The sequence below is a fragment of the Streptomyces sp. NPDC056296 genome (assembly GCF_042268605.1).
GTDB lineage: Bacteria > Actinomycetota > Actinomycetes > Streptomycetales > Streptomycetaceae > Streptomyces.
In genome coordinates this window covers 49,084-70,542 of record NZ_JBHJRX010000018.1, presented here as the reverse complement: position 1 = coordinate 70,542, position 21,459 = coordinate 49,084, and the positions used below count along the sequence as shown (strand labels likewise).

Genomic DNA, 21,459 nt, shown 5'->3' with positions numbered 1-21,459 from the left:
TCACATGGCTGTGAAGACTGTCGAAAGCACCACCGACACCACCGCTTCCACCCCCTCCGCCGCCTCCCCGGTCGACCTGGGTCCCGCCGCGGCGCTCACCTGCCGCGAGTGCGGTCACCGCGTGCCCCTCGGCCCGGTCTTCGCCTGCGAGGAGTGTTTCGGCCCGCTGGAGATCGCCTACGACTTCTCGGCGTACGACACCGAGGAACTCCGCAAGCGGATCGAAGCGGGCCCCGCGAACATCTGGCGTTACGCCCCGCTGCTGCCCGTCCCCGCCGACGTGGCCGACAAGCCGAACATCAACCCGGGCTGGACCAAGCTGGTCAAGGCCGACAACCTGGCCCGCGAGCTGGGCATCACCGGCGGTCTGTACGTCAAGGACGACTCCGGCAACCCGACGCACTCCTTCAAGGACCGCGTCGTCGCACAGGCCATCGAGGCCGCCCGCGCCTTCGGCTTCACCACCCTCTCCTGCTCCTCCACCGGCAACCTCGCGGGCGCCGTCGGCGCCGCCGCCGCCCGCGCCGGCTTCCGCTCCTGCGTGTTCATCCCGCACGACCTGGAGCAGGGCAAGGTCGTCATGGCCGCCGTGTACGGCGGTGAGCTGGTCGGTATCCAGGGCAACTACGACGACGTGAACCGCTTCTGCTCCGAGCTGATCGGCGACCCGGCCGGCGAGGGCTGGGGCTTCGTCAACGTCAACCTGCGGCCGTACTACGCGGAGGGCTCCAAGACCCTCGCGTACGAGATCTGCGAGCAGCTCGGCTGGCGGCTGCCCGACCAGCTCGTCGTGCCGATCGCCTCCGGCTCCCAGCTCACGAAGATCGACAAGGGTCTGCAGGAGCTGATCAAGCTCGGTCTGGTCGAGGACAAGCCGTACAAGATCTTCGGCGCCCAGGCCGAGGGCTGCTCGCCGGTGTCCACCGCGTACAAGGCCGGCCAGGACGTCGTACGCCCCCAGAAGCCGGACACCATCGCCAAGTCCCTGGCGATCGGCAACCCGGCCGACGGCCCCTACGTCCTCGACATCGCGCGCCGCACCGGTGGCGCCGTGGAGGACGTGAACGACGAGCAGGTCGTGGACGCGATCAAGCTGCTGGCCCGCACGGAGGGCATCTTCGCGGAGACGGCGGGCGGCGTGACGGTCGGCGTCACGAAGAAGCTGATCGAGGACGGCGTCCTGGACCCGTCTCTCACCACCGTCGTCCTCAACACCGGCGACGGTCTGAAGACCCTCGACGCGGTGGCCGGCACCGGCCTCACCGCCACCATCCGCCCGAACCTGGACTCCTTCCGAGAGGCTGGCCTCGCATGAGCGTGACCGTTCGCATCCCGACCATCCTGCGCACCTACACCGGCGGCAAGGCCGAGGTCGCCGCCGACGGCGCGAACCTCGGTGAGGTCATCGCCGACCTGGAGAAGAACCACACCGGTATCGCCGCCCGTGTCCTGGACGACCAGGGCAAGCTGCGTCGCTTCGTCAACGTCTACGTCAACGACGACGACGTCCGCTTCGAGCAGGGCCTTCAGACCGCGACCCCGGACGGCGTCGGCGTCTCCATCATCCCGGCGGTCGCCGGCGGCTGATACGCGTCGTAGTACGAATTGCCCTCTCCGTAAGAGAAACGGAGGGGGCAATTCCATGTGATTGAGCGCGGTAGAGTTGGGGAACGCGCTCCCGATCGAGAGATCGGGAACTTCGACTTCCTGCCGCCCGCCCGACAAGAAATAGCCAAAATGTGGGCGTATTTCGCGGCTTTTGTTCCCTTTGTGGAACCCAACTTGACCCGAATTCAGGCGAATTCTCGCCACATTCCGGACCGAGCGCGTCCAGATTTCTCGTCCGACTGACCTGTTGCAGAGGGCAGTTGGACAAGTACATTCAGCCGCGGTCGACGCGTTCCGGCGCACGCCCCCAGTCGTGGGGGGTGAGGTCTGACCCGGGTCCGCGAAGTGCGGATCTGTGCAAGGGCCAGTAATAGGGGAGTTAGGCATGGCTCAGGGCACCGTCAAGTGGTTCAACGCGGAGAAGGGGTACGGCTTCATCGCGGTCGACGGTGGTGCGGATGTTTTCGTCCACTACAGCGCGATTCAGATGGACGGCTACCGCACCCTCGAAGAAGGCCAGCGGGTCGAGTTCGAGATCTCGCAGGGTCAGAAGGGCCCGCAGGCCGACATGGTTCGCCTCAGCGCCTGAGACGCGCGACCACGGCAAGTCAGCGGTCTTCTCCGAAGGGCCCGCACCCCATGGGGTGCGGGCCCTTCGGTCTGCCCGGAACCCGCACCGATCCCCGAGAGGCGCTTGCACTCGGCAGGGGCGAGTGCTAATCATTGCGTTAGCACTCTGAAGGTGAGAGTGACAACGAAGGACCGAGTCGGTGAGGTCCGCGGGCCGGGTGGGGAAGGAACCGCCAGGCCGGCGAGCCGTCCGTCGCGGGCGCGGGCGCGGTCCGAAGGAATCACCCCCAGTCCTGGAGGGACCACTTCACATGGCCAAGATCATCGCGTTCGACGAGGAGGCACGGCGCGGCCTCGAGCGCGGCATGAACCAGCTCGCGGACGCCGTCAAGGTGACGCTCGGCCCCAAGGGCCGCAACGTCGTCCTCGAGAAGAAGTGGGGCGCCCCCACGATCACCAACGATGGTGTCTCCATCGCCAAGGAGATCGAGCTCGAGGACCCGTACGAGAAGATCGGCGCCGAGCTGGTCAAGGAAGTCGCCAAGAAGACGGACGACGTCGCCGGTGACGGTACGACCACCGCGACCGTTCTCGCCCAGGCCCTGGTCAAGGAAGGCCTGCGCAACGTCGCCGCCGGTGCCAACCCGATGGCCCTGAAGCGCGGTATCGAGAAGGCCGTCGAGGCCGTCTCCGCCGCCCTCCTCGAGCAGGCGAAGGACGTCGAGACCAAGGAGCAGATCGCCTCCACGGCCTCCATCTCCGCCGCCGACACCCAGATCGGCGAGCTCATCGCCGAGGCCATGGACAAGGTCGGCAAGGAAGGCGTCATCACCGTCGAGGAGTCCCAGACCTTCGGTCTGGAGCTGGAGCTCACCGAGGGTATGCGCTTCGACAAGGGCTACATCTCGGCGTACTTCGCCACCGACATGGAGCGTATGGAGGCGTCGCTCGACGACCCGTACATCCTGATCGCCAACTCCAAGATCGGCAACGTCAAGGACCTGCTGCCGCTCCTGGAGAAGGTCATGCAGTCGGGCAAGCCGCTGCTGATCATCGCCGAGGACGTCGAGGGCGAGGCCCTGTCGACCCTGGTCGTCAACAAGATCCGCGGCACCTTCAAGTCCGTCGCCGTCAAGGCCCCGGGCTTCGGCGACCGCCGCAAGGCGATGCTCCAGGACATCGGCATCCTCACGGGTGGTGAGGTCATCTCCGAGGAGGTCGGCCTCAAGCTCGAGAACGCCACGCTCGACCTCCTGGGCAGCGCGCGCAAGGTCGTCATCACCAAGGACGAGACCACGATCGTGGACGGCGCCGGCTCGGCCGACCAGGTCCAGGGCCGGGTCAACCAGATCCGCGCCGAGATCGAGAACAGCGACTCGGACTACGACCGCGAGAAGCTCCAGGAGCGCCTGGCGAAGCTGGCCGGCGGCGTGGCCGTCATCAAGGCCGGTGCCGCCACCGAGGTCGAGCTCAAGGAGCGCAAGCACCGCATCGAGGACGCCGTTCGCAACGCGAAGGCGGCCGTCGAGGAGGGCATCGTCGCCGGTGGCGGCGTGGCCCTGCTCCAGGCCTCCCAGGTCTTCGAGAAGCTGGAGCTCTCGGGTGACGAGGCGACCGGCGCCAACGCCGTGAAGCTCGCCCTGGAGGCCCCGCTGAAGCAGATCGCCGTCAACGGTGGTCTCGAGGGCGGCGTCGTCGTGGAGAAGGTCCGCAACCTGACCGTCGGCCACGGCCTCAACGCCGCGTCCGGTGAGTACGTCGACATGATCGCCGAAGGCATCATCGACCCGGCGAAGGTGACCCGCTCTGCCCTGCAGAACGCCGCCTCCATCGCCGCGCTGTTCCTCACCACCGAGGCCGTCATCGCCGACAAGCCGGAGAAGGCCGCCGCTGGCGGCGCTCCGGGCGGCATGCCGGGCGGTGACATGGACTTCTGATCGACCCCGGTCGATCACCGTCCTTCACACCGAGGGCGGCACCCCCTGTTCCGGCAGGGGGTGCCGCCCTCGGGCGTTTCCCGGAGCCGTCTCCATCCGCTCATCCGCTCATCCGCTCGCCCGCGATGTGCCGTGGATCACGCCGGACCGGGAGCCGCGGGCGGAATGGCCACGAGGGGTGCGCCCGTTGTCGTGGAGGCACGATCAATGCAGGCGCACATACCACCCGGTACCCCCAGGAGCCCCCACGTGACCGTCACCGCCCCCCACGCCGCCTCGCGCGCAGCCCAGATCCTCGCCCGCCCGGCCACCATCAACGGACTGACCGTGCCCAACCGCATCGCGATGGCGCCGATGACCCGGATGTTCTCCCCGGGCGGCGTCCCCGGCGACGACGTGGTCTCGTACTACTCACGCCGCGCCGCCGCCGGTGTCGGCCTGATCGTCACCGAGGGCACGTACGTCGGCCACGACTCGGCCGGGCAGAGCGACACCGTCCCGCGCTTCCACGGCGAGGAGCAGCTGGCCGGCTGGGCGAAGGTCGCGGAGGCGGTGCACGCGGCGGGCGGCACGATCGTGCCGCAGCTGTGGCACATCGGCATGGTCCGCAAGCAGGGCGACCAGCCCTTCCCCGACGCCCCCGCCGTCGGCCCCTCCGGCCTGCGCATCGGCGAGGACGAGGTCACCGGCAGGGCGATGACCCAGCGCGACCTGGACGACGTCATCGGCGCTTTCGCCGAGGCCGCGGCCGACGCCGAGCGCATCGGCTTCGACGGCGTGGAACTGCACGGCGCCCACGGCTACCTCCTCGACCAGTTCCTGTGGGCGGGCACCAACCGCCGCACCGACGCCTACGGCGGCGACCCGGTCTCCCGCACCCGCTTCGCCGCCGAGATCGTGGCCGCCGTGCGCGACGCCGTCTCGCCCGAGTTCCCCGTGATCTTCCGCTACTCGCAGTGGAAGCAGGAGGCGTACGGCGCCCGCCTCGCCGAGACCCCCGAGGAGCTGGAAGCGATCCTCGCCCCGCTCGCCTCGGCCGGTGTCGACGCCTTCCACGCCTCCACCCGCCGCTACTGGCGTCCCGAGTTCGACGACTCCGACCTCAACCTCGCCGGCTGGACCAAGAAGCTCACCGGCAAGACCGCCATCACCGTCGGCTCGGTCGGCCTGGACGGCGACTTCACCAAGGCCTTCCAGGGCGAGGGCGCCCCGATCGGCAGCCTCGACAACCTCCTCGACCGTATGGAGCGCGACGAGTTCGACGTCGTCGCCGTCGGCCGCGCGCTGCTCCAGGACCCGCGGTGGGCCGAGAAGGTCCTCGCCGGGAACTTCGACGCGCTCGCCCCGTACGACGCGGCCTCGCTGAAGTCCCTGAGCTGACCCTGCCCGGTCCGGTCGCGCACCGCGGCGTAAAGTCCGTGGGATCACCAACTACTGCCGTACGTACGTTCCGCGGCGTCCAGTGAGGGAGTGATCCATGACGAATCCCGAGGTCCCTGACCCCGTGGTGCGCACCGCCGCCGGTTCGGTGCGCGGGCGGGCGGAGGACGGCCTGACCGTCTTCCGCGGCATCCCGTTCGCCGAACCACCCGTGGGCGAGGCCCGCTTCACCGCCCCGCGTCCCGCCCGCCCCTGGTCCGGCATACGTGAGGCGTACGCCTTCGGCCCGCCGTCTCCGCAGGACGCGGGGGTCGCGGGCCCGCCCGCCGCCCACCCCGAGGGCGACGACTGGCTGACGGTCAACATCTGGACCCCCGAACCCGACCCGGCCGCCCGCCGCCCGGTGATGGTGTGGATCTACGGCGGCGCCTACAAGTTCGGCCACTCCGGCAGCCCCGGCTACGACGCCCGCCGCATCGCCGCCGACGGAGACCTCGTCGTCGTCACCTTCAACTACCGCGTCGGCATGGAGGGCTTCGCCCACATCGAGGGCGCCCCCGCCAACCGGGGCCTGCTCGACCAGGTGGCCGCGCTGGAGTGGGTGCGGGACAACATCACGGCGTTCGGCGGTGACCCGGACCTGGTCACAATCTTCGGTGAGTCGGCGGGCGCCGGTTCCGTCGCCTCCCTGCTCGCCATGCCCCGCGCGGCCGGACTCTTCCACCGCGCCATCGCCCAGAGCGTCCCGGGCACCTTCTTCTCCGACGAACTCGCCCGGGACGTCGGCACCGTCCTCGCCGCCGAGCTGGGGCTGCGCCCGACCGTCGCCGACCTGGCGGCCGTGGACCCGGCCGAACTGGTCAAGGCGGGCCAGACCCTCGCGCCCCGGATGCCCCAGTACGTGGACCGCTGGGGGCAGGCCGCGCCGACGGTCACCCCGTACTCGCCGGTCGTCGACGGCGACGTCCTGCCGGTCACGCCGTGGCAGGCGCTGGCGTCCGGCGCGTCCCGGGACGTCGACCTGGTCGTCGGCCACAACCGCGACGAGAACCGCCTGTTCACCGCCATGGCGGGCAAGCTCGGCCAGATCACCGACGAACGCGCGAGCAAGGCGCTGCGGCTGTACGCGCCGGGCGGCGAGGCGGCCTACCGCGCCGCCTACCCCGATGCTTCCGCGAACGACCTGTACGAACGCGTCCAGACCGACTGGCTGTTCGCCATGCCGTCCCTGCACCTGGCCGAGGCGCACCTCGCGGGCGGGGGCCGGGCGTTCGTCTACGAGCTGACCTGGCAAGCCCCGGCCAACGACGGTGTCCTCGGCGCCTGCCACGCCCTGGACGTCCCCCTCCTGTTCGGCACCTTCCAGGCCGACCTGGGACTGCTGCTGTTCTCCGGCACGGAGCCGTCCCCGGAGGCGCTCGCCCTGTCGTCCCGTTTCCGGTCCTCGTGGACCGCGTTCGCGCGCACCGGCGACCCCGGCTGGCCCGCGTACGACACGGAACGGCGCCTGGTCCAGGTCCTGGACGCGGAGCCGGCCGTGGCGCCGTACCCGGAGGAGGCGTCGAGGCGGCTGTGGGAGGGCCACGAGTTCGCGGCGCTGCCTCTGCTGAAGCCGGGGGAGTGAGAGCCGGCCTCACGGCCCCCCCGGTTTCCAAGTGACCGTGGGGGCCGCCCGCTTCTTGGCCAGTGTCGTGCCTCCGCGACCCGCGTCAAGGGCGCTGCGCGTCGGCTGCGCCGATCGGCCTGCGGCCGACCCTTGACCCGGCTCGCTCCACCACGGGTGAGAAGCGTGCGGGCGGCCCGGGGAAAGCGGTGGCCCGGGTACGCCGGTCCCTTACGTCGGCTGCGTGACGACCCGGGGCTGTGGGGCGCGCTCGCACCTCGCATGCACGCCGGGCCGTCTCAGCGGCTTGCGGTGAGTAGGTGGGGGCGGGGGTGTTCTCGAAAAGCGAGGACACTTCGGCCCGAAGTGTCCTCGCTTTTTGGGAGGGCCCCCTGGCCTGGCCTGGCCTGGCCTGGCCAGGCCAGGGGCGGCGCGGCGTGAGGCGGTGCTCGCGGGGCTGATTGGAGCGTTTGTCCCACCCATCGCCCACACGCAACCCGCTCATCCTGCGTACACGCGTCACCCCCTCCACGCCCTCCACCACCCTCCGCGCCCACCCACCGGTAGTCGCCGAGACGGCGGGGCGTGCCGCCACCGGAGCCGGTGCGCCACCGCACCACCCACCCGCCGCAAGCCGCTAAGCTCTCCCGGCGTGCTGGTGAGGCGCGAGCGCGCTCCGTCACGCCGGGGAGCCGGGAGCCGACTCAGGGGACCGGCGTGCCCGGGCCACCACTTTCCCCGGACCGCTCGCTCGCTTCTCCCTCGTGCTGGAGCGAGCCGAGTCAAGGGTCGGCCGCAGGCCGATCGGCGCAGCCGACGCGAAGCGCCCTTTACTCGGGTCGTGGAAGCACGACACTGGCCAAGAAGCGAGTGGCTCCACGGTCACTTGTAGGCCGGGGACGCCTTGAGGTCGCTGACGAAGACAGTCCAGGCGTCGGCTCGGAACAGGAGTTTCGGGCCGTGGGGGTTCTTGCTGTCGCGGACGGGGACGATGGTGGGGTTGTTCATGGCTGCTTCCAGACAATTGCCCCCACTTCCCCCGCTGTAGCTGGACCTGTGCCAGTCCAGATGGAGCTCAGGGTTGTTCCTCATGGGCGTAATCCTGCGCCATCGCCTCGACTAGAGCCAGGGAGTTCTTCGGGGACAGCGAGCAGGCCGAGAGGAGGCTGTATGTGTGCCGCTGGTAGCGCACGACAGCGGGTTCGTCCTCCAGCCGTCCGGTGCCGACGCCCTCGAAGTACACCAGCGGCGGCGCGTCCTCGAAGTCCATCAGCTTGATGGCGCCCTCCAGCGAAGCATGCGCTCCCGCGTCGAACGGCAGCACCTGCACGATGATCCGGTTTCGGCGTACCAGGCCGACGATGTGGTCGAGGGCCTCGGCCATCACCGCGCGCCCGCCGGTGATCCGCCGCAGCGCGGCTTCGTCCAGTACCACCCACAACAGAGGCTCTGTTGGATCGTCAAGGAGACGCGTCCGATCCATCCGCGCTGCCACCAGCTCCTCGATCACCGCGTTCGGCGCCGTGGGCTGGTACGCGCGACACACCGCCCGCGTGTACGCGGGAGTTTGCAGCAGGCCGGGGATGAGAAGGGGCGCGTACTCCCTGATCTCCGTAGCAGTCGCCTCCGCCTCCGCGGCCTCAGCGAAATGCTCGGGATACTTCGACTTCGCCGAAGCCGTGCAGTTGCGCTGGAAGAAGTCCTCCGTCCCCAGCGCCTCGTCCAGCAACCGCGCGTACTCCGGCTGCATCCTGCGCGTACCGGACTCCAACTGCCCGATGAACGAGCCGCTGACGAACAGCCGTCCGCCCAGCTCCTCCTGGCTCAGCCCGGCCTTCTCGCGGGCGTGCCGTAGCTCGGCGCCCAGGAGGGCGCGGGGGGACGACGAAGGGTCGAGGTCTTTCGGTCCAGGCATGGCAACGGAACTCCCGGTCGTACAACGAGGGTTGTTGGGGCGCCCTGTATGGCCAGGTTAGAGGCGGAACGGACACGCTGTGTCGTGAATCACGAACTCAGCGTGGAGGTGGGAGAACGTGCGGTCGACCGAAGAAGTCGTCGAGTCCTTGCGGCAGGCCCTCGTGGGTGCCGGAGTCGTACTGCCGTCCCTGTGCGTCGATCCGGTGACCGGCGCGAGCGAGGAGCCGTTCGCGTTGGTCGACCTGGGGCGTTGCAACGTCCGGGTCGCCGAGCGGCTGGCGTCGGTGGTGCGGGGTGAGCGGCCGGCGGTCGGTACGCATGCCGTGGACGTGCGGGACGGGCGCGTGGGGGAGGTGGTGGGGCATGTCGGCGGCAGTGTGCGGTTGCGTCCGGTCGGCGGGGGCCGGGAGTGGGACTGTCCGAAGGAGGCGGTGGTGGATGCGCAGCCGGAGGAGGTGATGCGGGCCCGGCTGCGCGAGACCAACCGCGAGAGTGTGCGGGGCTAGTGGCTAGTCCGGTGCCACGATGCGTTCGACCGCCGCCGCCACCAGCTCGTCGCGCTCGGCCGGGGTGAAGACGTCCGGCAGGGTGAGCTGTTCGACGATCAGCCAGTTCAGGGCGAGGTAGAGCAGCTTGACGGCCATCGCGTCGCCGGGGAGGCCGGACGCCTCGTGGTAGGAGACGTTGGCGGCGACGTCGGCGCGGATGCGTTCGGTCAGGACAGCGCGCAGCTCGGGGCGGCGGGTGGCCTCCAGGCGGAGTTCCAGCAGCGCGAGGTAGCCGGTGCGGAACGAGGCGATGCGGTCGACCAGTTCGCGCATCAGGGCGACGTAGGTGTCCCGGTCGCGGCCGGCTGTCCGCTGGCGGGCGATGGTGGCCTCGTCGGGGTGGAGCCGCTCGTAGACGCGGGCGCCGGCCTGGGTGAGCAGGTCGTCGCGGTTGGCGAAGTAGTTGGACGCGGTGCCGCCCGGGACGGCGGCCTTCGTGTCCACCGCGCGGAAGGTCAGGCCCCGGGCGCCCTGTTCGGCCAGTACCTCGATCGCGGCGTCCACGAGGGCGGCGCGACGTTCGTCGTTCCGTCTCACCATGGGGAAAACACTCCAGGCGTAGTACTACAACTGAACCACTGCGGGCATAGTACTACGCGAAGGCCGGACTCAGATGCCGCCCATCGGCTCGATGTCCACCCGTACCGGTGTCCCCCACACCCGCAGTACCTCGTAGTCCGTGAACTCGTGGACGAGCCGGTACGCCATGGCGGCGCGGGGCGCGCGCAGTTGGGCCGCGATGTACAGCTCGGCCTCGCGGCGGTCGCGGCGCGGGGTGCCGCACAGCTGCCACGCCTGGCCGTTCCACAGCTCGGGCAGCCAGCGCTGCTGGGGCTGCGGACGGTCGCCCCGCATCCCGTACCGGGACTGGACCGGCTCGGTGTGCCGGGCGGGGAGCGGGCCGCCGTTGTACTCGCTGCGGCGGGCGGTGCGGCGGCGGGTCTCGCACAGCAGGCACAGGTCGGGGGCGGCCTTGTCGACCGGGCCGTTCGGGTGTTCCGGGCAGCGGGTGCTGGGGGCCGTCGTGGAGACGCTCTCCTCCAGCTGGTCCATCGCGCGTTTGAGGTCCGCGCGGACCTCGTGCAGCTTGGCGTCCGGCGTGTCGGCGGTCAGGGCCTCGCCGTGCTCACCGAGGAGACGCAGGGCGCGGCCCAGGGCGGTCAGCTGGGCGTGGTTCATGCTCCCCAGAGTCGCACACGGCACGGTCGGCGCCGTCGCCCAAGCCGAAGAAGTACGTCGCCGCGAAGCCGACCACGTAGCCGGTGAGCAGCCCGCCGCCGTACACCCCCGCCGTCGCCGCCCAGCCTCCGCCGCCCGCGAGGAGCGGGAACAGTGCCCAGCCCGACGGGCCGATCGCCGTCGCCCCCACGCCGGTGCCGAGCATCGCGAACAGACCGACGAAGGCGCCGCCCGCCGCCCCGCCGACGCAGGCGGTGAGGAAGGGGCGGCCGAGGGGGAGGGAGACGCCGTAGATCAGGGGTTCGCCGACGCCGAGCAGGCCGGCCGGGAGCGCCGATCTGATCGTCGTACGGAGGGCGGTGTCGTGGCGCAGGCGGACGTAGACCGCCGCTGCCGCGCCGACCTGGCCGGCGCCCGCCATGGCCAGGATGGGGAGCAGGACGGTGTGGCCCTGCTGCTCGATGAGGGTGGTGTGGATGGGGATGAGGGCCTGGTGGAGGCCCAGCATCACCAGGGGGAGGAAGAGGCCGCCGAGGATCAGACCGGCCAGGGCGCCCGTCGTCGTCAGGAGCCAGTTCGCCGCCGTGCCGATGGCGGTGGCGACCTCGCCGGCCGCGTACATGAGGACGTTGAGGGTGACCAGGCCGGAGACCAGGACGGTCAGGGTCGGGGTGAGCAGGACGTCCAGGGTGCCGGGGAGGCGGGCGCGGCACCACTTCTCGACGTACGTGCCGAGCAGCGCGGCGGCCAGTGCGCCGAGGACGCCGCCCTGGCCGGGGGCGAGCGCGACGCCGAACGCGGTCACCTTCGCCACGCCGGGGTAGACGACGACGGCGGCGACCGCGCCGCCCAGCACGGGCGTGCCCCCGAACTCCTTCGCCGTGTTGTGGCCGACGAACACCGCGATCAGCGCCATGAAGGCGGAGGAGAGGGCGGCCAGGGCGGGCGTGATGCCAGGGAGCCATCCGAGGTTCGTCAGCAGGCCCGCGATGCCCGCGACGATTCCGCAGCCGATCAGGGCGGGGATGAGCGGGACGAAGATGTTCGCGACGCGGCGCAGGGCCGTCTTGAGCGGGGTCGCGTTGCGCTGCTTCTGCCGTGCCTTCAGCTCGGCGCCGCGCAGGGCGAGGGCGTCCGCGGTGCCGGGGGACTCGCCGCCCGCCGGGGCATGTGCCGCCGCCCCGCCGCCGTCCGCCGCCAGCAGTGCCTCGAACGCCTCCGTCACCCGGCCGACCACCCCCGGACCCAGCACCACCTGGTACGACTCGCCGTCCTCCACCACCCCGAGCACCCCGGGCAGCGACCGCAGCGCCTCGTCGTCCACCCGGGAGCGGTCGGCCAGGCCCAGGCGCAGGCGGGTCATGCAGTGGGCGACGGAGGTGACGTTCGCGGCGCCGCCGACCAGGGGGAGCAGCGCGGCGGCAGTGGAGTGGGGGGTGTCCTTGTGCACCCCCCGAGCGTGCGGTCAGCCCTTCGTCGCCGCCAGCGCGGCGCGCAGGTGGCCGCCGGAGTCCTCCAGAAGGCGGGCGGCCGTCGGGCCGTCCACATCGGCCAGCAGGGTCAGGATCGCGTGCTTGACCTCGCCGTCGGTGGCGGTCAGCGCCCGCTCGATCTCGTCGTCGGCGGCACCGGTGGCGAGCGCGACGATGCGGCGCGAGCGGGCGCGCAGCTTCTCGTTGGAGGCGCGGACGTCCACCATCAGGTTCCCGTACGTCTTGCCGAGGCGGATCATCGTGATCGTCGACAGCATGTTCAGGACCAGCTTCTGCGCCGTACCGGCCTTCAGGCGGGTGGAGCCGGTGATCAGCTCGGGTCCGGTGACGACCTCGATGCCGTGCTCGGCGGCGGCGGCCAGGGCGCTGCCGCTGTTGCACGCCAGCCCGACGGTCAGGGCCCCCTGCGCGCGGGCGTGCTCGACGGCGCCGATGGCGTACGGCGTGCGGCCGGAGGCGGAGACGCCGACCACGGCGTCGTCGGGGGTGAGAGCGAGGGCGTCCAGGTCGGCGCGGGCCAGCTCGGCCGAGTCTTCGGCGCCCTCCACGGAGGTGACCATGGCGTCCGGGCCGCCCGCGATGAGGCCGACGACCTGTCCGGGGGCGGTGTTGAAGGTGGGCGGGCACTCGGAGGCGTCCAGCACGCCGAGCCGGCCCGCCGTACCGGCGCCCGCGTAGACCAGCCGCCCGCCGCGCGCCATCCGGGCGGCGATCGCGTCGACGGCGGCGGCGATCTCGGGCAGCCGCGTGGCGACGGCGGCGGCGACGGTGGCGTCCTCACCGTTCATCGTCCGCGCGATGTCGAGGGTGGCCAGCTGATCGATCTCGGCCAGCTCGGGCCGGAACGCCTCGGTGGCGAGGGTCTCCAACTGGGAGCGGAGATCGGGGTGATGGGGGGTGGAGGTCATGAGGATACGGCCCTTTTCCACTTCGGTCGGTGTACTAACCAGGGGCGCGGGGAACTGCGCGACCAGCCACACTCGGCCCGTCAGCCGCCCACGACGATCAAGCCCTACGGTCTCCCGCGGAGCGCCCCGTGCCGATGGGCAAGCGCCTCGTAGGACGCCGCCAACGCCGGCGCCGCCGCCTCGTACGTCCGCTGCGCCACCCCCACGAACAGACAGTCCACCACCAGCAGCTGACTGGTCCGCGACGACATCGCCGCCGGCCGCAGCTCGCTCTCCCGCGACGTGGACGTGGTCAGCACGTGGTCGGCGTACTGCGTGACGGGGCTGTCGGGCCGGCCGGTGATGGCGACGGTCGTCGCGCCGCGTTCGAAGGCGACCCGCAGCGGCTCGATGACGTCCCCCGTCGACCCGGAGTGCGTGATGGCGAGGGCGACGTCCCCGGCGCGCAGCTGCACCGCGTTGGTGACGGCGAGGTGCGGATCGCTGGGGGCGTGGGCTATGAGCCCTATGCGCAGGAGCTTCTGGGTGAGGTCCTGCGCGACGAGGCCGGACGCGCCGATGCCGTACACGTCGGTGCGCCGGGCCGCGGCGAGTGCGGCGACGGCCGCGCCGAGCTGGACGGTGTCCAGGGCGGCGGCGGTGTCGGCGAGGGTCTGCTGCTCGTCGTAGGCGAGCTTGGCGACGACGTCGGCGATCGGGTCGTCGACCGCGATGTCGGTCGTGATGGCGGGCGCGCGGCCGGACTGCTGCTGGGCGGCGAGCCCGGCGAGCGCGAGGCGCAGGTCGCGGTAGCCGGGGTAGCCGAGCAGCCGGGCGGTGCGTACGACGGTGGCCTCGCTGGTGCCGGTCAGCTCGGCGAGGCCGGTGACCGTGAGGGCCGCGCAGCCGGCGGGGTCGCCCGCGACGGCCTCGGCGACCCGCTGCATGGAACGGGTCATCGACGGCGCCAGCGTGCGGACCTTGGCCGCGAGGGCGGCGGGCGCGGGCGGCGCGCCGCCGCTTCCGGCGCCCCGGCGGCCACCGGTCGCACCGATTCCACCGGTCGCACCGGTCGCACCGCTGCCGCCGACCGCGCTGCCGAAAGTTTCCTTCACTTCATCGGTCACTCGTGAAAGATATTTTCGTTTCGGTCCGCGGGTCAAGAGTGCGCACAATGGGTGCATGGACCCCATCAGCCCCCTGGAGCAGACGCTGCACGCCGCGCGCGCCCTCGTGCTCGCCGACCTGGTGGCGGGCCAGGTCGCCGAGCCGGACGTCGTGTCGCTGGTCGAGGAGTCCGTCGTACAGCGGCGCTGGTGGGTCGAGCAGTGGCCCGAGGGTGCGGAGTTCGTGGCCGGACTGGTCGCGCAGGACGTGCAGGACGCCCTGCTGGAGCGGTACGGCCGCTGGCCGCTGTGCCCGGTGTGCGGCTCCGGCGACCCGCACGCGCTGGACGTCGAGCCCGAACTCGGCCCCGACCCGCACTGGGTGTGCGGCAAGGCGGGCGTCAAGGTCGCGGCGGTCGGCTCACTGGGCTCGGCCATCGGCGGCCCGCGGACGTGATGAGGACGACCCGGTGACCGTCTACATCGACCCGCCGACCTGGCCGGGGCACGGCCGCATGTGGTCGCACCTCGTCAGCGACGTCTCCTACGCCGAGTTGCACACGTTCGCCGCGACGCTGGGCGTGCCGCGCCGCGCCTTCGAACGCGACCACTACGACATCCCCGCCCAGCGGTACGACGACGTCGTGTCCGCCGGCGCGCTGGAGGTCAGCAGCCGCGAGGTGGTGCGGCTGCTGCACGGGGCGGGGCTGCGGCGAAGGAAGAGCGGGACTCAGCCGCGCGAGTCGCGAGAGCCGCGTGGGCCCCGAAGCTCGTAGGCGAGTTGCTCCTGGTCCCCGGCGACCCGGGTGAAACCGGCGCGGACGATCACGGCCTGGGAGGCGAGGTTGGCGGGCTCGGTCGTCGCGAAGACCGACGTGACCTCCTCGCGGGCCAGCGCCCACGCGGACAGCGCTCGCAGGCCCTCGGTGGCGTAGCCGTGACCGCGGGCGGCCTCGGCGAGGTCGTAGCCGATCTCCACCCGGCCGTCCTCGTCCGGCGCCCCGTGGAAGCCCATGCCGCCGACCGCGCGGCCGTCCTCGCGGCGCACGAGTGCGAACACACCCCACTCCGACCGGTGCACACCCGCCTCGTACGCCTTCAGCAGCATTCCGGCGGCGTCCCGCGTGCCCTGGAACGGGCCGCCCTCGACCCACTCGAAGCCCCCGTCGCCGCCCGCGGCCAGGTCGGTGGCGGCGGCGGGCGTGACGCCCTGGAGGGTGAGGCGCTCGGCCTCGATCACCAGGTTGTTGCGCCAGCGCCATTCGGTGACCGGGGCGCGTCCGGGCAGTTCGCCGCGGCCGGTGGCCCACAGCAGGGTGCGCCAGGGGTCGGCGCCGGGCTGGACGTGCGGGAAGATCCGGGCGAGGACGTCCGCGCACAGTTCGGCGGGCGGCTCGTAGGCCAGTCCGAGGCCCTCGGCGATGTCGTGCGTGTGCGCGAGGACCTCGGTGACGCCCATGGCGGCGAAGCCCTCGCGGTTCGCGCTGCGGAAGGGGTACGGGTGGAAGGCGCGGATCTCGCGCGGGGTGGTGCGGAGGGTGGCGGCGAGCAGCGCGCCGGTCGTCTCGACGACGTGCAGGACGCCCTCGTTGTCCGTGCCGTCGTCGAGGGTGAGCTCGAAGGGGACGTAGGCCTCGGTGGCGCGTCCGGCGAGCTGGCCCGCGTAGGCGATGAGGTCGCCCGCGATGTGCTCCGCCGTGTACCGGCAGTTCCACTCCAGCCGCCCGGCCGGTACCGCCTCCCAGTCCCGGTCCGTCGCCGTCCGCAGCAGCGCGACGGCGCCCGCGACGGCCTCTGCCACCTGTTCCCCACCCATGCTCCGCATGCCGGGCAGGCTACGGGGCCGGGCTGTCCCCGAGCGACAGCATTTCCAGCTCACCGGTGAGGTTGTGGCGGGCGGTCGCCTCCCACTCGCGGCGCCCGTGCGGGGTGTGGAACAGCCGGGGCAGGTCGAGCAGTTGGCGGAGCACCGCGGCCCGGCCCTCGCGGAAGGCGTCGTTCGGGACGAAGTGGTACTCCTCGCGGACGGCCGCCGTGTACGCGGCGTACCCCGACGGCGGCGCGGCGAGGATCGCCAGGTCCGCGTCGCACAGCACCTGCCCGTCGCGGTCGTCGCCGGCCGGGTCGTGGCCGACGGTGAGGCGGACCAGCCGGGCCACCTCGGCGGTTCTCTCCGCCGGAACACCGGCCTCGGGCAGGGCGCGCTCGGCGAGGCGGGCCGAGCGCTCCTCGTTCTCGGAGCGGTCGGGGAGGTAGACGGCGTCGTGGAACCAGGCGGCGAGGCGCACGACGTCGGCGTCGTCGGCGTACTCCTCCAGTACGTCGATGTGGTCCAGGACCGCCGCCAGGTGCGCGAGCGTGTGGTAGCGCCGCTGGGGCTCCTGCCAGCGGGCCAGCAGGTTGTCGGCGTACGGCGCGGGGTCGGGACCGGGGGCCCCGGCGGACGCGGCACCGGGTGCGGTGGTTCCCGCCAGGGCGCGGGCGAAGCGAGAGCGCAGGGCGTCGAGGTCGGCCATGGGCCCATTCTTCCAGATAACGTTCGTGATAGCTTCTAACTGAAGCGCCGGGGTTCCCGGCGGGCGGACTGGGCGAAGAACGAAAGGCGGCGGTCGGACCATGCCGGAGGCGCGCACCAGCACCCCGCGCGAGCGCTACCGCACCCAGGTGCGCGCGGAGATCAAGGAACACGCGTGGGAGCAGATCGCCACGGCCGGCGCCTCCGCGCTCTCGCTCAACGCGATCGCCAAGCGGATGGGCATGAGCGGACCCGCGCTCTACCGCTACTTCGACGGCCGCGACGAGCTGATCACGGAACTCATCTGGGACGCCTACCGCAGCCAGGCCGACACCTTCCGGGCGGCCGCCGAGGCCGGGGCCGACCTGGCCGGCCTCGCGCACGCCCTGCGCGCCTGGGCCCTGGACGACCCGCAGCGCTACTTCCTCATCTTCGGCACCCCCGTCCCCGGCTACCAGGCGCCCGGTGACATCACCGAGATCGCCGCCGAGACCATGGCGGTCATCGTCGACGCCTGTGCCGCGCTGCCGTCCGCACCGGCGCCGGACGACGCCGCCGGTGCGTTCGACGCGCACCTGGAGACCCACCGGCAGTGGGCGGGCGACCACCCGGCGCCCTCCGCCGCCCTCCACCGGGCCCTGTCCTTCTGGTCCCGGCTGCACGGCGTCCTCTCCTTGGAACTCGCCGGTCAGTTCACCGGCATGGGATTCGACCCCGCTCTTTACTTCGCCGCCGAACTGGAGGACCTGCTCGGGTCCTAACGTGGAGCCATGACGACTCCCGCAGACGTGCACGACGTACGTGACCCCGAGCTGCCCGGCCGGCTGCTGATCCTCGAACGCGACGAACTGGTGCCCCTGTTGCGCTCCCGCGCGGACGCGGACTTCGCGCTGCCCGTGGCCGCGTGTCCGGGCTGGACCGTGCGGGACGTGCTGGCGCACTGCTCCAGCGCGCTGATCCGGGTGGTGGAGAAGCGCTTCGAGGACGGTGTCTTCTCTCCCGCCTCCAACGACCGCGACATCGCCGAACGCGCCGACTGGGGCAACGCCCGGGTCATCGACGAACTGGAACGCGGCATGACCGAGGCCGGACGGGTGATCGCGCGGTCGGACGGCAGGCTGGACGCGGTGGCGCTGGGCGAGTGGGTGCACGCCGGTGACGTACGAGTGACCTTCGGCGAGCCGGGGGCGTACGCGGGGCGCGGGCTCCCCGAGGCGCTCACGCTGCTCGGCGCGATCACCCGGGCGCGCGGTCACGTGCCGCTCCACGCCGACCTGGACGACCTCGACGAGCCCCTGAAGCTGGGCGAGGCGAGCGGTGCGCGGCCGCCCGGCCGGTTCATCGGCGACGGCCCCACCCTCCTGCGGCTCTACGCGGGCCGTCCCCTGGACGGAGCGGCGGCGTACGAGCTGGCCGGGGTGGAGGCGGCGGAGCTGAACATCTTCGGCGACTGAGCGGCGACGCGGGGACCCGGGCCTGCCGCGGGGCGCGTAGTCTGGGATTGGACTAGACCTGTAGCAGGCCGACGAATGGGGTCCCATGAGCAAGCGTGCAGTCCTGGAGGTGATCGCCCTCGACGTCGAGGACGCGGTCGCCGCCCAGGCCGGAGGCGCGGATCGCCTCGAACTGGTCACCGACATGGCGGCCGACGGACTCACCCCGTCGGCCGCGACCGTCGCCGCGATCCGCGCCGCCGTCGACATCGACGTACGGGTGATGCTGCGGCTGGCGGACGGGTTCGCCGCCGGGGACGTCGAGCGGCTGACGCGGGTCGCCGCGGAGATGCGGGAGGCCGGGGCCACGCAGTTCGTGCTCGGGTTCCTCGACGCGGACGGTGACGTGGACCTGGGTGCGGTGGAGCGGGTCGCGGGGGTGCTGGACGGGTGCCGGTGGACGTTCCACCGCGCGATCGACCGCGCCTCGAACCGGGACGCCCTGCGCAAGCAGCTCGCGGACTTCCCGGGCCTGGACACGTATCTGACGGCGGGGTCGGCCGACGGGGTGGACGACGGGCTGCCGCTGCTGCTCGCCGAGGCGCGACGGCGGGGCGAGCCCGGGTACGAGCAGCACCTGCTGGTCGGCGGCGGCCTGCGGCTGGACCACGTACCCGGGCTGCTGGACGCGGGGATCGACGGCTTCCACATCGGCGGCGCGGCGAGGCCCTCCGGGTGGGACGGGCCGGTTTCGGCGGCGGCGGTGGGGGAGTGGCGGCGGGTGCTGGGGGACTGAGCGTCGCTTGAGCGGTACCCCGCGTTGCCGCTCGCGGGGGTGGGTGCGCGGCCCGGCGTTCGCGGGGTGCCGCTGCGCCCACCCGTGCCGCCCCAGCGGCACGACTGCCCGCAGCTGCGCGGCGCGATTGGCCGCAGCTGCGCCGCGCGACTGTCCGCAGCTGGGCCCACGACTGTCCGCGGCTGCGCTAATCCGTCAGCTGCGGCGGCAGACCCGCCCCGTGCGTCACGATCAGGCCCGACACCGCGCGGGTCAGCGCCACGTACAGCCGGCGTAGCCCCGTCCGTTCGTCCGGTTCGCCGTCGACCACGGCCTGTGGTTCGTCCAGGACCACGTAGTCGTACTCCAGGCCCTTGGCCAGCGAGGCCGGGACCAGGGTCAGGCGGGTGGCGTGGGTCGTCTCCTCGCCCGGCCCGATGAAGCCGATCCCCGCCGCCCCGAGGGCCTCCGCCAGCGCCGGCACCCGCGCGTCGGCGGCGATCAGACCGACCGAGCCCTCCCGCTCCAGCAGCTCGAGGCACGCCGCCACCACGTCGGCCGTAAGGGCGTCCGTCGCACGGATGTCGAAGAAGCCCGGGTTCTCACGGATCGACGCCACCGGCGTCAGGCCCGGCGCGATGTCCGGCAGCAGCCGGGACGCGTAGGCGATGACGTCCGTCGGCACGCGGAAACCGGCCGTCAGCTCCTCGATCACCGCCTCGCCCTTGCCCAGGTGCCCCAGCGCCTCCTCCCAGCTCCGGGTCGCCCACGGCGTCGTGCCCTGCGCCAGGTCGCCGAGGACGGTCGCCGAGCCGGTGGTGCAGCGTCGGCCCACCGCGCGGTACTGCATCGGGGAGAGGTCCTGCGCCTCGTCGAGGACCACGTGCCCGAGGGAGTGGGTGCGCTCGATCAGATCCGTGGCCTCGTCGATCAGCACGGCGTCGGCGGGTGACCACCTGGCCGACTTCACCGAGCGGGCCGGCTTCACCCACAGCACCGCCTTCCGCTCGTCCTCGGTGAGGACGCCCTCGGCGTGCTCGGCGAGGAAGTCCGCGTCGGAGAGCAGGCGCAGGACGAGCTTCGCGGGGTCGACCTGCGGCCAGACGGTCTTCACCACCGCCTTCACGGCGGCGTTGCGTGCGACCGCGTTCTGCACCCGGTCGTCCGGCGCCTCACCGGCCCGCTCCATCTGCACCAGCACGGCGTGCGCGATGCGCTGGGGGAGGGCCTCGCGGGCGGCGCCGTAGCGGATGTCGCGGGCGAGCAGTTCGCGGACGATCTGCTCCACCTCGTACGCGGCCACCCGCCAGCGGCGTGAGCCGCGCACGACGACGACCCCCTCGGTGGGCAGGGTGACGTGCGAGTAGAGGGCCCTGCGCAGGACCTCCGCCATCCGCGCGTCGCCCTTGATCACCGCCGTCGCCGCCTCGTCCGCGCCGCGCACCTCGACGTGCGCCACCAGGTCGTCGACGGTGGCCTGGCGGACCGTCAGTTCGCCGAGCGCCGGGAGCACTTGCTCGATGTAGTGCAGGAAGGACTTGTTCGGCCCGATGACCAGGGTGCCGGTGCGGGCGAGGCGCTCGCGGTGGGCGTACAGGAGGTAGGCGACCCGGTGCAGGCCGACGGCGGTCTTGCCGGTGCCGGGGCCGCCCTGCACACAGACCGAGCCGGACAGCCCGGCGCGCACGATCTCGTCCTGCTCGGGCTGGATGGTCGCCACGATGTCGCGCATCGGGCCGACGCGGGGCCGCTCGATCTCCTGCTGGAGCAGCTTGCTGGTGACCGCCGCCTCGGCCGGGTCGGACAGGTGCTCGTCCTCGTAGGCCGTGAGGTCCCCGCCGGTGTAACCGAAGCGGCGGCGCAGCGAGATGTCCAGCGGGTCCTTCTTCGACGCGCGGTAGAACGGCTGCGAGACAGGTGCCCGCCAGTCGATCACCATCGGGTCGCCGTCCGCGTCGTGCACGTGCCGCCGCCCCACGTGCAGTGTCTGATAAGCAGCCTCCGGCTGCGGGCGCTCCCCCTCCCCGCCCTCCGCCTGCTCGGCGCCCGGAGCGTGCAGGTAGTCGAGGCGGCCGAAGAACAGCGGCGTCTCGCTGAGGTCGGCCAGGGCCTTGATGCGCTGCTCGATCTGGCTCTCCAGAACGGCGGCGTTGACCCAGTTCGCGGTGACGTCGGTGATGTCGAGGGACTCGACGTCCTCCCGCATGGTGCGCAGGGCGGAACGGGAGGCGGCCAGGTGGGAGCGCTCTTTGGACAGGGGGTCGGCGTCGTGGACGGGCGTGGACAAGGGGGTGCCTCCGGGTGACCTGCGGTGTGGTGGGCGCGGGCTGCGCGCGGTGGGCCGACCGGTTTCCGTCCGGACGGCGGCACTCCGTGGGGAGGCGGGCAAGAGCGGAGAGTCTAGGGGAGCGGGCACGGCGCGGGCCAACGGGTTTTCCGACACCCCCTAGGGGTCGGCGCCCTCCGGGCTGAGGGGACGGCTCCACCCGGAGGCGTACGGAGCGGGGG

At 72.1% G+C, this 21,459-nt stretch carries 22 protein-coding genes; 12 read left to right on the top strand and 10 right to left on the bottom strand.

Annotation, left to right across the window (positions count from 1 at the left end):
• Positions 1–4 precede the first annotated feature (4 nt).
• The 6 genes from thrC to ACFCZF_RS15720 all read left to right on the top strand — a co-directional run bounded on the left by thrC (position 5) and on the right by ACFCZF_RS15720 (position 7,119).
• Positions 5–1,315 carry a threonine synthase gene (thrC, locus tag ACFCZF_RS15745; RefSeq protein WP_376672116.1) on the top strand — a complete coding sequence of 437 codons (1,311 nt, stop codon included), beginning with the start codon at positions 5–7 and terminating at the stop codon, positions 1,313–1,315.
• Entirely contained in the window at positions 1,312–1,587 is a 276-nt protein-coding gene (locus tag ACFCZF_RS15740; protein ID WP_375912951.1) for a MoaD/ThiS family protein, read from the top strand. Before thrC ends, ACFCZF_RS15740 begins: the two co-directional genes overlap by 4 nt.
• A gap of 406 nt (positions 1,588–1,993) precedes the next feature.
• Entirely contained in the window at positions 1,994–2,197 is a 204-nt protein-coding gene (locus ACFCZF_RS15735; protein WP_004929928.1) for a cold-shock protein, read from the top strand.
• A gap of 292 nt (positions 2,198–2,489) precedes the next feature.
• The gene (gene groL / locus ACFCZF_RS15730) at positions 2,490–4,115 is read left to right on the top strand and encodes a chaperonin GroEL (RefSeq protein WP_375917568.1); all 1,626 of its coding nucleotides are present in this window, start codon (positions 2,490–2,492) and stop codon (positions 4,113–4,115) included.
• A 249-nt stretch (positions 4,116–4,364) separates the two neighbouring features.
• Entirely contained in the window at positions 4,365–5,495 is a 1,131-nt protein-coding gene (locus ACFCZF_RS15725) for an NADH:flavin oxidoreductase (RefSeq protein WP_376672115.1), read from the top strand.
• A gap of 97 nt (positions 5,496–5,592) precedes the next feature.
• Positions 5,593–7,119, top strand: coding sequence for a carboxylesterase/lipase family protein (locus ACFCZF_RS15720; RefSeq protein ID WP_376672114.1), 1,527 nt, complete (start codon positions 5,593–5,595; stop codon positions 7,117–7,119).
• A gap of 861 nt (positions 7,120–7,980) precedes the next feature.
• Here ACFCZF_RS15720 and ACFCZF_RS15715 read toward each other — a convergent pair.
• Both ACFCZF_RS15715 and ACFCZF_RS15710 read right to left on the bottom strand, forming a co-directional pair.
• Positions 7,981–8,190 (bottom strand): DUF397 domain-containing protein, encoded by a 210-nt coding sequence (locus tag ACFCZF_RS15715; protein WP_376672113.1) that lies wholly within the window; start codon positions 8,188–8,190, stop codon positions 7,981–7,983.
• A complete protein-coding gene (locus tag ACFCZF_RS15710) occupies positions 8,174–9,013 on the bottom strand; it encodes a Scr1 family TA system antitoxin-like transcriptional regulator (protein ID WP_376672112.1) in 840 nt (279 codons plus the stop codon). Before ACFCZF_RS15710 ends, ACFCZF_RS15715 begins: the two co-directional genes overlap by 17 nt.
• Before the next feature lie 118 nt (positions 9,014–9,131).
• Between ACFCZF_RS15710 and ACFCZF_RS15705 the strand changes: the two genes are divergently transcribed.
• Positions 9,132–9,521: a hypothetical protein gene (locus tag ACFCZF_RS15705; protein WP_376672111.1), complete on the top strand. Its 390-nt coding sequence runs from the start codon at positions 9,132–9,134 to the stop codon at positions 9,519–9,521.
• Between the two features lie 3 nt (positions 9,522–9,524).
• Here ACFCZF_RS15705 and ACFCZF_RS15700 read toward each other — a convergent pair whose 3' ends face one another.
• From ACFCZF_RS15700 to ACFCZF_RS15680, 5 genes are all read right to left on the bottom strand, one after another.
• Positions 9,525–10,103, bottom strand: a complete 579-nt coding sequence (locus ACFCZF_RS15700) for a TetR/AcrR family transcriptional regulator (RefSeq protein ID WP_375917585.1) — start codon at positions 10,101–10,103, stop codon at positions 9,525–9,527.
• A gap of 69 nt (positions 10,104–10,172) precedes the next feature.
• The gene (locus ACFCZF_RS15695; RefSeq protein ID WP_375917588.1) at positions 10,173–10,742 is read right to left on the bottom strand and encodes a hypothetical protein; all 570 of its coding nucleotides are present in this window, start codon (positions 10,740–10,742) and stop codon (positions 10,173–10,175) included.
• A complete protein-coding gene (locus ACFCZF_RS15690; RefSeq protein ID WP_376672110.1) occupies positions 10,690–12,192 on the bottom strand; it encodes a PTS transporter subunit EIIC in 1,503 nt (500 codons plus the stop codon). The genes ACFCZF_RS15695 and ACFCZF_RS15690 overlap by 53 nt, the downstream gene beginning before the upstream one ends.
• A 15-nt stretch (positions 12,193–12,207) precedes the next feature.
• Complete coding sequence (murQ, locus tag ACFCZF_RS15685; RefSeq protein ID WP_376672109.1) at positions 12,208–13,143, bottom strand: N-acetylmuramic acid 6-phosphate etherase; 936 nt, start codon at positions 13,141–13,143, stop codon at positions 12,208–12,210.
• 104 nt (positions 13,144–13,247) lie between these two features.
• Positions 13,248–14,249 carry a MurR/RpiR family transcriptional regulator gene (locus tag ACFCZF_RS15680; RefSeq protein ID WP_376672108.1) on the bottom strand — a complete coding sequence of 334 codons (1,002 nt, stop codon included), beginning with the start codon at positions 14,247–14,249 and terminating at the stop codon, positions 13,248–13,250.
• Positions 14,250–14,304: 55 nt separating this feature from the next.
• Here ACFCZF_RS15680 and ACFCZF_RS15675 point away from each other — a divergent pair, with 55 nt between their 5' ends.
• Both ACFCZF_RS15675 and ACFCZF_RS15670 read left to right on the top strand, forming a co-directional pair.
• A complete protein-coding gene (locus ACFCZF_RS15675; protein ID WP_375917598.1) occupies positions 14,305–14,685 on the top strand; it encodes a hypothetical protein in 381 nt (126 codons plus the stop codon).
• Positions 14,686–14,698: 13 nt separating this feature from the next.
• Entirely contained in the window at positions 14,699–15,004 is a 306-nt protein-coding gene (locus ACFCZF_RS15670) for a DUF4031 domain-containing protein (protein WP_376672107.1), read from the top strand.
• Here ACFCZF_RS15670 and ACFCZF_RS15665 read toward each other — a convergent pair.
• Both ACFCZF_RS15665 and ACFCZF_RS15660 read right to left on the bottom strand, forming a co-directional pair.
• Entirely contained in the window at positions 14,959–16,053 is a 1,095-nt protein-coding gene (locus tag ACFCZF_RS15665) for a GNAT family N-acetyltransferase (RefSeq protein WP_376672106.1), read from the bottom strand. The two genes, ACFCZF_RS15670 and ACFCZF_RS15665, sit on opposite strands and share 46 nt — an antisense overlap.
• Positions 16,054–16,063: 10 nt before the next feature.
• The gene (locus ACFCZF_RS15660; protein ID WP_376672105.1) at positions 16,064–16,744 is read right to left on the bottom strand and encodes a hypothetical protein; all 681 of its coding nucleotides are present in this window, start codon (positions 16,742–16,744) and stop codon (positions 16,064–16,066) included.
• 100 nt (positions 16,745–16,844) lie between these two features.
• Here ACFCZF_RS15660 and ACFCZF_RS15655 point away from each other — a divergent pair, with 100 nt between their 5' ends.
• The 3 genes from ACFCZF_RS15655 to ACFCZF_RS15645 all read left to right on the top strand — a co-directional run bounded on the left by ACFCZF_RS15655 (position 16,845) and on the right by ACFCZF_RS15645 (position 18,972).
• Positions 16,845–17,504 (top strand): TetR/AcrR family transcriptional regulator, encoded by a 660-nt coding sequence (locus ACFCZF_RS15655; RefSeq protein ID WP_376672104.1) that lies wholly within the window; start codon positions 16,845–16,847, stop codon positions 17,502–17,504.
• Positions 17,505–17,513: 9 nt separating this feature from the next.
• On the top strand, positions 17,514–18,197 hold the full coding sequence (locus ACFCZF_RS15650) for a maleylpyruvate isomerase family mycothiol-dependent enzyme (RefSeq protein ID WP_375917612.1): 684 nt from the start codon (positions 17,514–17,516) through the stop codon (positions 18,195–18,197).
• 85 nt (positions 18,198–18,282) lie between these two features.
• Entirely contained in the window at positions 18,283–18,972 is a 690-nt protein-coding gene (locus ACFCZF_RS15645) for a copper homeostasis protein CutC (RefSeq protein ID WP_376672103.1), read from the top strand.
• A gap of 187 nt (positions 18,973–19,159) precedes the next feature.
• On the opposite strand, the gene ACFCZF_RS15640 is transcribed toward ACFCZF_RS15645, so the two are convergent.
• A complete protein-coding gene (locus ACFCZF_RS15640) occupies positions 19,160–21,238 on the bottom strand; it encodes a HelD family protein (RefSeq protein ID WP_376672102.1) in 2,079 nt (692 codons plus the stop codon).
• Between the last annotated feature and the right edge of the window lie 221 nt (positions 21,239–21,459).